This window comes from Campylobacter sp. P255, from assembly GCF_003627915.1.
In the GTDB taxonomy this organism is placed as follows: Bacteria; Campylobacterota; Campylobacteria; order Campylobacterales; family Campylobacteraceae; genus Campylobacter_D.
In genome coordinates, this window is record NZ_NREN01000003.1 from 64,630 (window position 1) to 79,337 (window position 14,708).

12 protein-coding genes are annotated in these 14,708 nt (G+C 32.0%); 4 read left to right on the forward strand and 8 right to left on the reverse strand.

All coding sequences use genetic code 11. The annotated features are described in order from the left end of the window. The first annotated feature begins 149 nt into the window (after positions 1 to 149). Positions 150 to 1,361, forward strand: a complete 1,212-nt coding sequence (gene yedE, locus CKA54_RS02390) for a selenium metabolism membrane protein YedE/FdhT (protein WP_120759674.1) — start codon at positions 150 to 152, stop codon at positions 1,359 to 1,361. Further along, positions 1,358 to 1,585, forward strand: a complete 228-nt coding sequence (gene yedF, locus CKA54_RS02395; protein WP_120759676.1) for a sulfurtransferase-like selenium metabolism protein YedF — start codon at positions 1,358 to 1,360, stop codon at positions 1,583 to 1,585. Before yedE ends, yedF (CKA54_RS02395) begins: the two co-directional genes overlap by 4 nt. 16 nt (positions 1,586 to 1,601) lie before the next feature. Here the strand turns inward: yedF (CKA54_RS02395) and CKA54_RS02400 are convergent, their stop codons facing one another. Beyond that, positions 1,602 to 2,729 (reverse strand): mandelate racemase/muconate lactonizing enzyme family protein, encoded by a 1,128-nt coding sequence (locus tag CKA54_RS02400; RefSeq protein ID WP_120759678.1) that lies wholly within the window; start codon positions 2,727 to 2,729, stop codon positions 1,602 to 1,604. Continuing rightward, positions 2,710 to 4,227 (reverse strand): BCCT family transporter, encoded by a 1,518-nt coding sequence (locus tag CKA54_RS02405; protein WP_120759679.1) that lies wholly within the window; start codon positions 4,225 to 4,227, stop codon positions 2,710 to 2,712. Before CKA54_RS02405 ends, CKA54_RS02400 begins: the two co-directional genes overlap by 20 nt. Before the next feature lie 253 nt (positions 4,228 to 4,480). On the opposite strand from CKA54_RS02405, the gene CKA54_RS02410 reads away from it, so the two are divergent. After that, a complete protein-coding gene (locus CKA54_RS02410) occupies positions 4,481 to 5,353 on the forward strand; it encodes a formimidoylglutamase (protein WP_120759681.1) in 873 nt (290 codons plus the stop codon). Beyond that, positions 5,350 to 6,540, forward strand: a complete 1,191-nt coding sequence (gene gltS / locus CKA54_RS02415; RefSeq protein WP_120759683.1) for a sodium/glutamate symporter — start codon at positions 5,350 to 5,352, stop codon at positions 6,538 to 6,540. Before CKA54_RS02410 ends, gltS begins: the two co-directional genes overlap by 4 nt. A gap of 28 nt (positions 6,541 to 6,568) precedes the next feature. On the opposite strand, the gene putP is transcribed toward gltS, so the two are convergent. From putP to fdh3B, 6 genes are all read right to left on the reverse strand, one after another. Then, the gene (gene putP, locus CKA54_RS02420; RefSeq protein WP_120759685.1) at positions 6,569 to 8,050 is read right to left on the reverse strand and encodes a sodium/proline symporter PutP; all 1,482 of its coding nucleotides are present in this window, start codon (positions 8,048 to 8,050) and stop codon (positions 6,569 to 6,571) included. A 12-nt stretch (positions 8,051 to 8,062) separates the two neighbouring features. Then, a complete protein-coding gene (locus CKA54_RS02425) occupies positions 8,063 to 11,560 on the reverse strand; it encodes a proline dehydrogenase family protein (RefSeq protein ID WP_120759687.1) in 3,498 nt (1,165 codons plus the stop codon). 139 nt (positions 11,561 to 11,699) lie between these two features. Next, positions 11,700 to 12,731, reverse strand: a complete 1,032-nt coding sequence (gene selD / locus CKA54_RS02430) for a selenide, water dikinase SelD (protein ID WP_120759689.1) — start codon at positions 12,729 to 12,731, stop codon at positions 11,700 to 11,702. Continuing rightward, positions 12,728 to 13,306 (reverse strand): sulfurtransferase-like selenium metabolism protein YedF, encoded by a 579-nt coding sequence (gene yedF, locus CKA54_RS02435; RefSeq protein ID WP_120759691.1) that lies wholly within the window; start codon positions 13,304 to 13,306, stop codon positions 12,728 to 12,730. The genes selD and yedF (CKA54_RS02435) overlap by 4 nt, the downstream gene beginning before the upstream one ends. A 48-nt stretch (positions 13,307 to 13,354) precedes the next feature. After that, positions 13,355 to 14,080, reverse strand: a complete 726-nt coding sequence (locus CKA54_RS02440) for a winged helix-turn-helix domain-containing protein (RefSeq protein ID WP_120759693.1) — start codon at positions 14,078 to 14,080, stop codon at positions 13,355 to 13,357. Between the two features lie 53 nt (positions 14,081 to 14,133). Further along, the gene (gene fdh3B / locus CKA54_RS02445) at positions 14,134 to 14,703 is read right to left on the reverse strand and encodes a formate dehydrogenase FDH3 subunit beta (RefSeq protein WP_012661101.1); all 570 of its coding nucleotides are present in this window, start codon (positions 14,701 to 14,703) and stop codon (positions 14,134 to 14,136) included. Between the last annotated feature and the right edge of the window lie 5 nt (positions 14,704 to 14,708).

Sequence of the window (14,708 nt, forward strand, 5' to 3'; positions counted from 1 at the left end):
TTAATATTTTTAATTAAAACAAAAACTAAACGCTCAAAATCTCATTCCACTCTTACAACGGTGGTTTTATTTTTTTATCAAATTTCTTAGCTATAATACATACTTTATTTAGTGTCAAGTTTTGACAATTACAGTACAATGGATATCTTATGCAATCTTTCAAACAATATTTTCTTATTAATTTTTGGGATAATTCTAAAGGTATGATTATACTTGGAATTATAAGCGCTGTTTATTTTGGAATTTTTGGTAGTGTTTGGGCTGTTACAGGAGAGATGACACGCTGGGGTGGAGAACTTTTAGAGCTTTTTGGTATGGATTTAAGCACTTATTCTTACTATCAAAAGCAAAATTTAAACGGAACTCCCTTGACAAGAATTGATGGCATTATGCTAATAGGCATGCTTATAGGCTGTTTAGTAGCTGCATTTTTAGCAAACAAATTCAAATGGCGTCTTCCAGCAAGTAAAATTCGAATTTTTCAAGCTATAGTGGGTGGAATTTTATCTGGCTTTGGCGCAAGACTTGCATTTGGTTGCAACTTGGCGAATTTTTTTACGGGTTTACCTTATTTTTCTTTACATACTTGGGTTTTTACTTTTTTTATGATTTTAGGAATTTTTACAGCGGTTAAAGTATGCAATTTATCTTTCTTTAAGCCAAAAGCCAAACTAGAACGCGTATGCAAAGAATATCATAAACAAAAAACATATGATAACCGCGCAAAGATTTATTTTTATATAGGAATGCTTATATTCATCTTGTTTGTATATTATGTTATCTTCATGACACCTATACAAGATATTCATCTAAATGACAAAAAAAGCTTTCTTCCTTTAGCACTTATTTTTGGCTTTGTTTTTGGTTTTGTGATTTCAAGAGCACAAATTTGTTTTACTTCTTGCTTTAGAGATTTATTTTTATTTGGAAGAGATAATGCCATCAAAGGAGCTTTAATCGCAATGATAGTAGCTTGCTTGATTGTTTTTGCTTTTATCCTACAAGGTCATACTAGTAAAGTTGTAGAAATTTCTCCTGCACTGATGTTGGGATCTTTTTTATTTGGCTTTGGGATAGTTTTTGCAGGTGGATGCGAATGCGGTTGGATGTATAGAGCATGTGAGGGACAAAGCCATTTTATGATAGTTGGTATCGCAAATATCATTGGAACCATGATACTTGCTTTAAATTACGATCATTTTCCTAAAGCGCTTACAGAAGGCATTAAAGTTCATCTTTTAAATGATTTTGGTTATTTTAATGGACTTTTGATCAATCTCGCTTTGTTTGCAATTTTATTTTTACTCATTTTGCAATATAAAAAATTCTTCTTTTTACAATATAACAAAGGGAAAAAATGATCATTCACTATAGTTTAAATTTAGAAGGTGAGGCATGTCCATATCCTGCCATAGCAACTCTTGAAGCATTAAAAGAGCTAAAATCAGGAGAGATTTTAGAAATCTTATGTGATTGCCCACAAAGTATTAATTCTATACCTCATGATGCAACAAATCGTGGTTTTAAAGTTTTAGAAATTGATCAAAACGGCCCTAGTTTAAAATTTTTAATTCAAAAACCATAAAAGATTTGAGTTAAACTCAAATCTTAATATCAATGCGATATTGTTTTATCAACTCTTCATTTAGCTCTACTCCTATACCCACAACATCTTCAATTGCTATAATTCCATCTTTACAAGGAATTAAATTTTTCACCAAATGCGTGTAAAGTGCACTTGTAGATTGGGAGCATTCAATCAAATCGCAATGCTTGCTACTTGCTAAAAATTGCACTGTAGCAGCAAGTAAAATTCCCGTAGAAAAACCATGCGGAACTAAATCACAACCATATTTTAAAGATAATTTTTCAACCTCAACCATAGTATCAAATCCCCCGCACCTTGTAATATCTGGCTGGACTATAGAAACTTTTGATTTTTTTATAAAATTTTCAAATTCATTTTGCGTGTAAAAACCTTCTCCGCCTGTAATTTTACAAGGTAAATGCTCGCTAAGTCTTGCATAATCACAAACATTATTCATACCCACAGGTTCTTCTATCCACTCTAGATTATACTCTTTAATATCCAAAAATCTTTCTCTTGCATAAGAAAAATTTTTCCAAAGCCCAACCAAATCAATACTAAGCTTAACCTCATCTCCAACTGCTTCTCTTATACCTTGTATAATCTCTTTATCACTTAGCGCATTACTTCCAAAACCAGCACCACCAAATTTCAGTAGCTTAAATCCTTCACTTTTTAGATGCTTAGCCTTAACTGCATTTGCTTTTAAATCTTGGCTTGGAATAAAAGTAGCATAAGCATTTAAGTAATCTTTTCTTTTTCCACCAAGCAAAACAGCCACACTAACACCATAAATCTTTCCTAGTAAGTCATACAATGCGATATTAATGGCACTTAATGCACAAATTAGCGCTCCACTATATCCATAATATGCACTTCCTTCAAGTAAATCATCCATAATCTTCTTGATATTTCTTGGATCTTGCCCTAATAAAATTTCGCTTAAATTTCTACAAGATCCATGCGTACTAGGCTGCTCAAACATCATTTTTAACACTGCAGCAGCACTATCACTCTCCCCAATTCCATAAAGATTATTATCAGTATGAATTTTTAAAATAAATGCATCTTCACCCCATTCACAAGGCTCATTAAAAGGTTTTACTCTCAACCATATAGGTTCAACTTTTACAATTTTCATTTTTTATCCTTTTTATCCATTGAATAAGTCCATAAAAACTAATCGCTAGTATAATCAAAAACGGCGCAGCGCTTAAAACCACTGCTACTTTTAAAGTATTTAAATCTGCCTTGATGTAAAGCATTACCAAAGGAATCAACCCAAGCATAATACACCAAAAAACTTTTAGATATTTACTAGGATTTTCACTATTGATTTTAGTGCTTACACAAGAAATCGTAAAAGCAGTTGCATCCATATGCGAGGCTAAAAAAATCATCATAATCAAAAAATAAAAAAGAGCAAAAATACTTCCAAAAGGCAGTGTTTTAATCAACGCCACCACCCCTGCTTCACCTGCATTAGAGCTAATAAAACCAGGAACATCTAAAATTCCACTTTGAAAAACATCTATTGCATAAGAACTTAAAACTCCAAAGAAAAACCAAGTTCCAATGCATCCACCTACAATTAATCCAAAAATTACTTGGCGAATGGTTCTTCCTTTAGAAATTTTAGTTACGAAAATACTCACAGCAGGAGTATAGGTGATCCAATAAAGCCAGTAAAAAACTGTCCAATCTGCATTAAAACTACTTGCACCTGTGATATCATTATATAAACTCATAGAAACATAATTACTAAAAAACACTCCTATACTATTTATGATATTATTCAATATAAAGACACTATCGCCTAAAATAAATACCAATATCGCAAATACAAAACACAATACACAAGAAATTTTAGCAAGTATTGCCATACCCCGTGAAAGCCCTACAAAACTTGAAAAAGTAAACACAGCCGTAATACTAGCAAGAAGTATAAATTTTAAATAAAAATCATCACTAACACCAAAAATTCCAGAAATTCCCGCACTAATAGTTATAATAGACAAAGTAGTAGTAAGCACAAGCCCACCAAAAGTGCTAAATAAAAACACAACATCAATGATTTTATCAAGTACTGCGCTTTGCTTAATATGTAAAATATTTGCTATCAAGCTTGAAATTTTAAGATTTTTATTTTTTAAAATATAAAAATGAAAACACATTGCTATAGAACTTAAAGCATACACAGACCAAGGAGTAATCCCCCAATGCAAATAAACAAAAGAGGTTGCACTTCTTAAAGCTTCTGCTGATTGTGGTGTAATGTTTAAACCAGGTGCTAGATAATAATACGCCCACTCCATAAATGCCCAATACATAGTAGCAGAACCAAGACCTGCACAAATAAACATAAAAATCCAAGCTGTATTGGAGTAAGGATTTTCTCCATCGCCTAATTTGATATTACCTATTTTAGAAAAAGCCAAGTAAATTACAAATACCACACAAATAAACTCAAAAAGCTGTACAAAAGATCCAAAAGTATGAGTTAGTTTACTAAAAAGAAAATTTGCTACTTCTAAAGCTTTACTAGGATTTGCAAGCAATATAGCGATCACTAAAAATACGGCCAAAATAGATGTGATGATTAAAAATAAATCATAAGTTCTTTGATTATTTTTTTGCATGATTCTCCTTTTGGTTGTAAATTATATATATGGTAATTCCTTATCTTAAAAGCAAACTTAAAACTTTTTTTGACTCTATGTAAAACAAAAGCTGATTTTAAAGGCCTACCAAACATTTATTGTTACCAAAAGAATATTTAATAAAAAAATCAATGCTACCAAAATACACAAAAATACATACAAGTTTTTTAAAAAACAAATATATTTAAAAATTAGTCCTATATTAAAATAAACAAGCAAGAAAGGAGGATATATGTGGAAAGGTAGAGATGATGGCAATGAGTTAATACACCAAAGATTATTTAAGTGTTTAAACTCTCAATCTAACAACAAATTGCTAGGTTTTTGCTCCTCGTTAGGTGTAGAAAGAAATCATGGCAGGATTGGAAGTGAATTAGCTCCAAAAATCATAAGAAAAAATATGACAAATTTTGCCGTTCATGATGATTTTAACTTTGATGATTTGGGGGATATTGAAGGTTTTGACTGTCTTGAACTAGGCGATGATATGCTTTATAATAAGTGTTTAGAAATTTTACACAACCAACATTATGGCGTGATTTTAGGCGGTGGACATGAAACTTCTTTAGCGCCTATAAAAGCACTTTTAGATTATAAAAAGCAAGTAGGAGTTATCAACTTTGATGCACATTTTGATGTAAGAAAACAAAATTTACACACTTCAGGAAATTCTTTTTATAAAGCCTATGAATATGCAAAAGAAAATAATTATCATTTTTCCTATCTTTGTTTGGGTGCAAGTCAGCTATCCAATACAAAAGCACTTTTTCAAACCATGAAAAATATGCAAGCAGATTATATACTAGATCATGAATTTGAAAATTCTATAAAAGCTATAAAAGAGTTCTTAAAACAAAATGAAGTGATTTATCTCACAATAGACATGGATGTATTTTCACAAAGTATAGCACCTGCAGTAAGTGCTCCTGCTGTTTTTGGTATAAGTTTAAAAGAAATTTTACAACCACTGAAAGTAATTTTTGAAAGTAAAAAAGTTTTTCTAGCAGATATTTGTGAATTTAACCCTCACTTTGATATAGACAACCACACAGCAAAAGTTGCTGCGTATTTGGCATATTTACTACTAAGAAAGGATGTTGTATGAGTTTTGATAGTTTAAGTGTATTGGCTATTAGCATTGGGGTTTTATTGTTTGGAATGTATCTAAAAAAACATCTTTTAATTTTAGAAAAATTTTGCATTCCTGCACCGGTTATAGGTGGCTTTTTAGTAAGTTTGCTTATTTGGTTTTTGAGTTTTGCCAACATAGAAGTTAAATTTGATACAAGTTTACAAATACCATTAATGGTAGCTTTTTTTACCGTGATAGGACTAAGCGGTAGTTTTAAGCTTTTAAAAGTAGGTGGAAAAATTCTCTTGATCTATCTTGGGTGTTGTTGGTTTATGGCTTTAATGCAAAATTTTATTGGTATTTCTATGATGAGTTTGTTTGATTTAAACAAATTATATGGAATTTTATGCGGTGCTGTTTCTTTAGAAGGAGGTCATGGAAATGCCATAGCTTTTGGAGGTATGGTTGAAGAAATAAGCGATCTTAATAATGCCAAGGTTTTAGCAATAGCAGCAGCTACTTTTGGCTTGATTTCTGGCTCCTTACTTGGAGGCCCTGTGGCAAAATACCTCATCAGTAAACACCAACTAACCATCACAACCAATCAAGATATCAAAGATGTTGATCCTTTAAAACATGAAATTCGTATTGCTAGTTATAAAGATTTTTTAAAATCATTATTTTTGATCTTATGTATTATGTGCGTTGGGTTTTTCTTAAGCTCAAAATTTACACAATATAGCGGCTATTCTTTACCAAGTTATGTTGGTGCTATGCTTATTGCAATTATCACCAGAAATATCAATGATGTTTTTAATCTTTTCAAGCTAAATCAATACACCATAGACACTATAAGTGAACTTAGCCTTGGTATCTTTTTAACTATGGCTATGATGAGTTTAAAAATAAACGAACTTAGTACCGTTGCTATGCCTCTTTTTATCACTTTACTTGTACAGGTTTTAGCTTTATTGCTTTTTGCGGTTTTTGTAGTTTTTAGATTATGCGGGAAAAATTACGACAGTGCAATTATGTGTGCAGGATTGATGGGGCATGGTTTAGGTGCTACACCAAATGCGGTAGCAAATATGAATGCTGTTTGCTCTAGATACAATCTAGTTTCTAGACAAGCTTTTTTGATTGTTCCATTATGTGGTGCGGTTTTAATTGACATCGTTGCGATACCTTTAAATACTTATTTGATTAATCTTTTTTCATAAAGTATTCTCGCAAAATGCGAGAATACCATTAAAGATGTTTTAACATTGTTTCATAAGCTGCTTTAGTTCCTGGGCGTACCTTTGTGAATAAACTCACTAAGATAATCACAATAGAAGCAGCTAAAAATCCTGGGATAATTTCATAAATAGGAAAATCAAGCCACTCTGCTAAGAAATTTTTATATACCACTACCACAACTGCACCGGTAATCATACCTGCAATCGCAGCATATCTAGTCATTCTTGACCAAAACAAAGAAAAGACCATAACAGAACCAAAGCTTGCACCAAAACCCGCCCAAGCATAAGCTACTATACTCAATACACTTGAATTTTTATCTGTAGAGATGATAAAAGCTATCACAGCAACAGCCAAAACCCCAAATCTACCTAGATTCATTACAGTTTTATTTGATGCTTCTTTATTGAAAATTCTTTTATAAAAATCCTCTGCTATGGTTGAACTTGAAACAAGTAATTGCGAACTTGCTGTACTCATAATAGCTGCTAAAATAGCACTAAGTAAAATACCTGCTATCCAAGGATTAAAAAGCAATTGTGACATCACTATGAAAATCTTTTCAGGGTCTTGCAAACTAAGTTCAAACTTACTTACATAAGCTATGCCTAAAATACCTATAAAACAAGCCCCAAGCAAAGAAATAACCATCCAAGAAATTCCCACAAAAGTTGCAGTCGGAATATCTTTAGTTGATCTTATCGACATAAAGCGTACTAAAATATGAGGTTGACCAAAATATCCAAGCCCCCATGAAAGTGCTGATATAATTCCTAAAAAGCTTAACCCCTCACCCATAGAAAAGGTGTTTGGTTTGATTTGTCTTACTATATTCATAGCTTCTTCAATACCACCTAAATGATAAACCATCACAATAGGCACCACAATCAAAGCACCCATCATCAACAAACCTTGAATCAAATCCGTCCAGCAAACTGCTTTATATCCACCTAAAAATGTATATGCTACTATAATCACAGTTCCTGTAGTAAGTGCGTAATCATACTGAATTCCAAAGGTTGCTTCAAAAAGCTTTGCTCCTCCTACAAGTCCTGAAGAAACATAAAAGGTAAAAAACACCAAAATAACAATCGCACAAACCACCCTTAATATATGTTTATCATCATCAAATCTTGTTTCAAAATAATCAGGAATTGTAATAGAATTTGCAATCACACTTGTATAAATTCTAAGTCTTTTTGCCACAAAAGCCCAATTTAAAAAAGCCCCTATGCTAAGTCCTATTGCCACATAACTATCTGCCAATCCACTTACATATAAAGCCCCTGGCAAACCCATTAAAAGCCAACCACTCATATCAGAAGCTCCAGCACTCAGTGCTGAAACTACCGGCCCCATGGAACGACCACCTAAGAAATAATCTTCTGAATTTTTATTTTGCTTATAAAAATAAAATCCAATAAAAAGCATTAATGCTGAATACGCGACAAACATAATCGCAATTTGCGTATTAATGTGTACAACCTCCATTTTTTCTCCTTTTTATTTTAAAGCACGAATGCCTAAATTTCCATAGCGGTGGAAAGATATACTTAGAGCTTTTTCATTGTGATATAAAAGCAACTCAAAACGACCATTCATCAAAGGTTTAGCATTAGCGATGATTTTTGCACAACTAGCAGCTTTTATGAAAATTGCATCATTTACATCTTGAGGTCCAAAATAACGAATTCTTTCATAATTAGCCATTTTACTAATGAAATTTTCTCTACTTTCTTTAAGAAATAAAGTTTTTGAGCTGATTTTTTGATTAACCTTTTGCACAAGATCTATTTTTTCATGTTCATCATAACTAAAAATAAGATCAATATTTAACACACTTGCTGCTAAAATCACCCCTAGCATATCTTTTAAACTGTCATCTTTATGCACCCTATAGGCAATATTTTTTACTTTTGTATATGAGAAAAGATTATCCTCTCCTCTTATATTCACATAGTCTTTTACGCTTGCAAATTCATGTTTTGCATGATAAACATAACTTTTAGCCATAGCTTTGATGATTTCAAAATCTGCTTTGTCTTTTTCATTTAAATCAAGACTTAATGCGTTTATCTTTGAAACCAACTCATTCTCTAACACATTTTGATCAGCTTGACTTTGCTCTATATCCATAAACTGCGTAATATAGTTGTAAATTCCAACCTTTCTACCAAAACCAATAGCTGATTTTTTTATACCACCAAAAGGTTGTCTAAGAACTATAGCGCCTGTTGTTGGTTTGTTAATATAAATATTTCCCGCTTCTATATGAGTGTGAAAATACTCCCATTCTCTCTCATCTAAACTCTCAAATCCCGCCGTAAGGCCATAACCAGTTGAATTAACTATCTCAATAGCTTCTTTTAAATCTTTTGCTTTCATTACAGTTAAAATTGGCGCAAAAAGTTCATTCATATGTGTGAAATCACCTTTTTTGGTTCCATATTTAATCCCCGGAGTTAAAAGATAAGGATTATCATCTATAAATTTAGGTTTTAAAGCCCAACTTTCATATGGAGCTAACTCATCTAACGCTTTTTGTAGTTTCACATCTGGTTTATCTACTAAAGCACCGAGTTTATTTTTAAATACAAAAGGATTCCCTACTGCCATAGAGCTAGCAGCATCGACTAAAGTCTTTTTAAACTCTTCATCATTATAAACTTCTTCTTCTAAAACAAGCAGTGAAGTTGCAGAACATTTTTGACCCGAATTTGAAAATGCTGAATGAATGATGTTTTTAATCGCACTATCACGATCAGCAAATTTAGAAACAATAGTTGCATTTTTACCACCTGTTTCAGCGCTTAAAAGTAAAGTTGGATTTGCTTTAAGCATTGCATAAGCGGTTTCTTCTCCACCGGTTAATACTGAAAATTTCACGCTTTGATCAATAAGCAAGTATTTTGATATATCACTTCCTTTAGCAGGCAAGAAAATCAAAGCATCTTTTGGAATTCCTGCATCCCAAAAACACTTACAAAGCATATAACCTGTTAGCATTGATAAAGATGATGGCTTATAAATCACTCTATTTCCTGCAGCCAAAGGCGCTGCTATAGTTCCTACTGAAATACCCACCGGAAAATTCCATGGCGCAATCACCACACCTATGCCTTTTGCTTTAAAAGTTGTATTAGGGTTTTGCTCTTTTAGTTTTTCCAAAGAGTGTGGATAAAACTCTAAAAAGTCTATAGCCTCACTAACCTCAGGATCAATTTCTAAGAAAGTTTTTCCTACTTCTAAAGCTGCTATGCCTATCAAATCACCCCTACGGTCTCTAACAAGTTGGGCAGTTTTTGCTAGAATTTTATAAATTTCATCGTGACTTAATTCGCTAAAATTTGAACTCTTAGCTACATCTAAAGCGTATTTAATCTCTGCTTGGCCTGCAAGATGTGCTTTACCTATGGTGCGATTATTGATTTTATCTTTTACTTCTATCACTTGTAGTGTTTCATTTTTAATTTCATCTTTAGCAACTGGATAAACATCATAATTTTCTAAATTTTCATATCGAGTGCGTATTGCTTTAGCCCATTCTCTATTAGCTTTTAAGATAAAATCAGTGTCAGCTTCATTTTTAAATTCTTTGCTCTCATAAGAACTTATAGCCTTAACCTCGTTGTTTCTATCTTGAGTTCTATGAGTAGAATTATCTAAACTAGCAACACCCTCTAAAGACTTGATAAATAATTCTTTTTGTTTGTGCCAATTTGTATCATTAATCTTAAGATTGAAAAAATATCGCATGAAGTTATCTTCACTAGTATTTTCATCAAGTCTTCTTACCAAATATGCAATAGCATTATTAAAATGCGCTTCATCACAAACTGGCGCATAAAGTATAAGATCATGCATTTTAGAAAGCTCATAAGAGCATTGTAAGCTCATACCTTCTAGCATTTCAAAAGTAAACGATGATAAAGCTCCAGCTTGTGAAATTCGAGTATAAGCATAAGCTATTTCAAATAAATTGTGACTTGCTATACCTATATTAATGTATTTATAATTATCGCCATCTAGTACAAAATCAAGCATTTTTTTATAGTTACTATCAGTGTCGATTTTTTTATAAAAAGTAGGAAGTGCCCAACCTCTTTGCGAAGCTATGGTTTCTTCACTTTCCATATTTGCTCCTTTTACAAAGCGGATTTTTATAGGCTTCATACCCTTTAAAACCCTCTCTTTTGAAAAAGCAAAAAGTTTTTTCAAATACTCATAAGAATCAGGCAAATAAGCTTGCAAAACAATCCCAGCTTTAATATCGTATTTTGAAACACTTTCCATGAAAGCTTCTACTGTTAGCTCTAAATCTCTAAATTCTTCCATATCAAGGTTGATAAATTTAGATACACCTTGCTTTTTTTCTTCTTCTAAAGCTAATGCGTATAATTTGTCTAATCTTTTTACAATCTCATCTTTAGAGTATTCAAAGTCAATGATATTGATTTGAGAAAAAATAGTAGTAATCTTAATAGATATATAGGTAATATAACTAGTTTTTAAAGCTTCTTCGTATTTTTTCATTCTAAAAGCACTTTCGGCTTCACCTAAAACTTCTTCGCCGATTAAATTAACATTTAAAGTAATTTTATCTTCATCTTTTCTTTTACGCATATGAGGTTCTAAAACGCTAGGATTTGCATCTAAAACCATCGCTTTAGTATCTTCTCTTAAATGCTTGATGAAAAATGGCACACTAAGTGTTGGGGCAAATTTTCCAAAATTTAAAAATGAAAAAAGTAAAAATTTTTCAAAAGCACTGAAAAAATCTGCTATACCATATTTATTTAAAGTGTGTTCTATCAGCTCAAAACTAGCACTTTTGTCTTTACATCTAAAAGAACGATCTAAAAGTTCGATCAACATTACTTTGTTTTTAGGGTTATTTAAAAGTTTTTGCATTTTTGCGTGAAATTCTTTTTCACTTTGAGAGATATTACTTTCTATCTTTCTTTGTAATTCTTCAGCTAATTGCAAAGATTTTTGTACCATTCTTTCCTCCATTTGTTAGTTAACATAATTCTATGATACAAAAATACTCAAAAAATCTTTCGCTTATTTATAAATAATTTAATTATAAGTGTAAAAAAGTAACAATTATAAACAAAAAAATGATTTTTAAAATAAAATATTAGCGTAATAATAAATAATTATGGGTATTTTTTACACACTGTGCGATAATTTTTGCTGTTATACCGTGGTCTTTCAAGATTTTTAAAGCTTCATTGGCGTCTTTTTCACTCATAGCAGCCAAAAGTCCTCCTGAAGTTTGAGGATCAAAGTAAACGATATCCTCATCTTTTTCTTGTGAATTATCTACCCAGGTTTTTAAACTCTCTTTGTTTTTATAAGCACCTTCTGGGATAATACCCATATTTGCCATTGGCAAAACTCCTTCCATAAGTGGAATTTCGCTTTTGTATATTTTTATCATAATGGTTTTATTAAGCATTTCTTTTAAATGCCCTAAAAGCCCAAAACCTGTCACATCGCTCAAAGCACTAAGGCTTTTAAATTCTTTTAAAATACGACTTGCATATACATTTAAAAAACTCATATGCTCTACTGCTTTTAAAATCTTCTCATCTTCCAATAAACCAGCCTTTATAGCAGTGCTAATGATACCACTGCCCAAAGGCTTAGTTAACAAGATCACATCGCCATCTTTTGCACCATTATTGGCTATAAATTTTTTCGGATGCACTACTCCTGTTACACTTAAGCCAAAAATGAATTCATGATTTTCTATGGTGTGTCCACCTACTAATACCGCACCAGCTTCTTCAACCTTAGCTCTTGCACCTTCTAACACTTCCAACAATACATCATTGCTAAAATGACAAGTATCAAAACCTACAATATTTAAAGCATTAATCACTTCTGCACCCATGGCAAATACATCGCTTAAAGCATTTGCAGCAGCAATTGCGCCAAAATGATATGCACTATCTACCACAGGCGTGATAAAATCAAGTGTTTGAACTAATGCAAGCTCATCATTTAGTTTATAAATACTTGCATCTTCGTTATTAACGATACCACTTAAAACATTTTCATGCGGTTTTAGTATGCTAAGAATTTTGTCAAGACCCAACGAGTCTATTTTAGCAGCTCAACCTGCAGCTTTTACATATTGTGTTAGTTTTTGATTTTTATATATCATAAAGATATAATCTTTGCCTTTCCAAAAAGTTCATTTAAAATTTCATAGGCATTACCTATTTTCCCTATTTTTAGTGCATTGCTTTTACCAAAAAATTCTAAACATGCTCCACAGCTATAAATTTCAACCCCTAAATTCTCAAGTTCTCTCATCGCTTCAAATGCCAAATGCGAACTATCTACATTAATCAAAACACTTTCATTTACACATAAAATTTTTTGAGGTCTATTGGGTAAATCTTTTAGCGTTTTTAAAAAGCCTTGCATTAAATTTTTACCCAACTCTCCCTCGCCTACTTTATCACTTTTTAAAAATAAAACATTATATTCTTGAATACTCTCATCTTGTCCTTGTGTTGGCTCAAAACCATTCGCAACGCAAATAATACTCTCATCATTTAAATCTTTAACATCAAAATCCAAATTTAAAGATTTTAAAAATCTCATTACATTTTCTTTAGAAGCTTGGGAATTTAAAAGAATTTCTAAATTTTCATTTTCTTTTAGCTCTTCTAAGGCTTTTTTTGTTTCTATTACAGGGCGTGGGCACGCTAAATCTCTACAATCAATTTTCATTTTTTTACCTTTTTTACTAATAATATATTTTTATAACTTGCATTCAAATTAAGTTTTGTCTTTTTCTTGATTTTTCTTAAAAAATAGCTCTTTAAATCTTTTATTGGTATATTCTTCTACATCTTGTTGTAAAATCTTAAAATTTTGGATCAACTCATATGCCCTTGGAGTAAGTCTACTACCAGCCTCACTTCCTCTTCCTTTTTTTGCAATGAGTAATTCCTCTTTCATATTTTTTTCTAAATCCTGTATATAAAGCCATGCTTTTTTATAGTTAATCCCTAATTGTTTAGCTGCTTGAGAAATACTCCCACACTCTCCCACTAGCTCCAAAATATCTGTTTTGCCTTTACCAAAGAGCAATTCTCCATCTGGATTTTCTATCCATATTTTACTTTTGATATGAAATTTTTTTCCTTTTTTTTCTTCAAAACACCCAAGTTCGCAGTATTTTACATCAATTTTATATGTTTTTAGTGTGGCTCTAACATCAGCTATATTGAAATTTCTAGCACACTCTAAAGCATCTTTGCAAGATATTTTGCGTTTTTGGTCTAGTTTTGCTTCTAAGCATTCTAAAATTTCACTCTTAGCGATATTTTTATCAAGCTTTCCAAACTGCCCTAGCTCACAATCTGAAATTTTTACATTTAAATCTTTAATCGTATTTTGAAAATCTTCTTTAGGATAGCACTTTAAAAGCTCTAATGCTTTTTTGCAAGAAAGTTTATTGTTATCAAGATTTTTTTGAATTTGCAAAGTGAGTTCTTCCATGAATTAACCTTGAATAAGAAGTAGTAAAAAAGGGTGATTATACACCCTTTTTATTATTTTGCATCAAGTCCTAAATTTTGTCCTTTAAGCATTACTCTTTTTCTATACATTGCACTTACTTCAGCTGCATCACCAACTAAAAGTGCATTGGTAGAACAAACCGCAGCACACATAGGTACTTTACCTTCTGCTATACGGTTTTGTCCATAGAGTTCTCTTTCTTCATGAGAGTTTGTAGGCTCTGGACCACCTGCACACATCGTACATTTATCCATCTCTCCTTTAATACCAAATGCACCATCTCTTGGGAACTGTGGCGCACCAAAAGGACAAGCATAAAGACAATACCCACAACCTATGCAGGTTTTTTTATCATGTAAAACAATACCATCAGCTCTAATATAAAAGCATTTAACAGGACAAACTTGTTCACATGGTGCATCAGTACAGTGCTGACAAGCAAGAGTTGTTGAAAACTCTTTGCCTTCTATACCCTCATTTAAAGTGATAACCTTTCTTCTGTTGATCCCCACTGGTACCTCATGCGCACTTGAGCAAGCTACTTGGCAAGCAAAGCAAGAAATACAACGATTATTATCTACATAAAATTTCATTCTAGCCATGACTT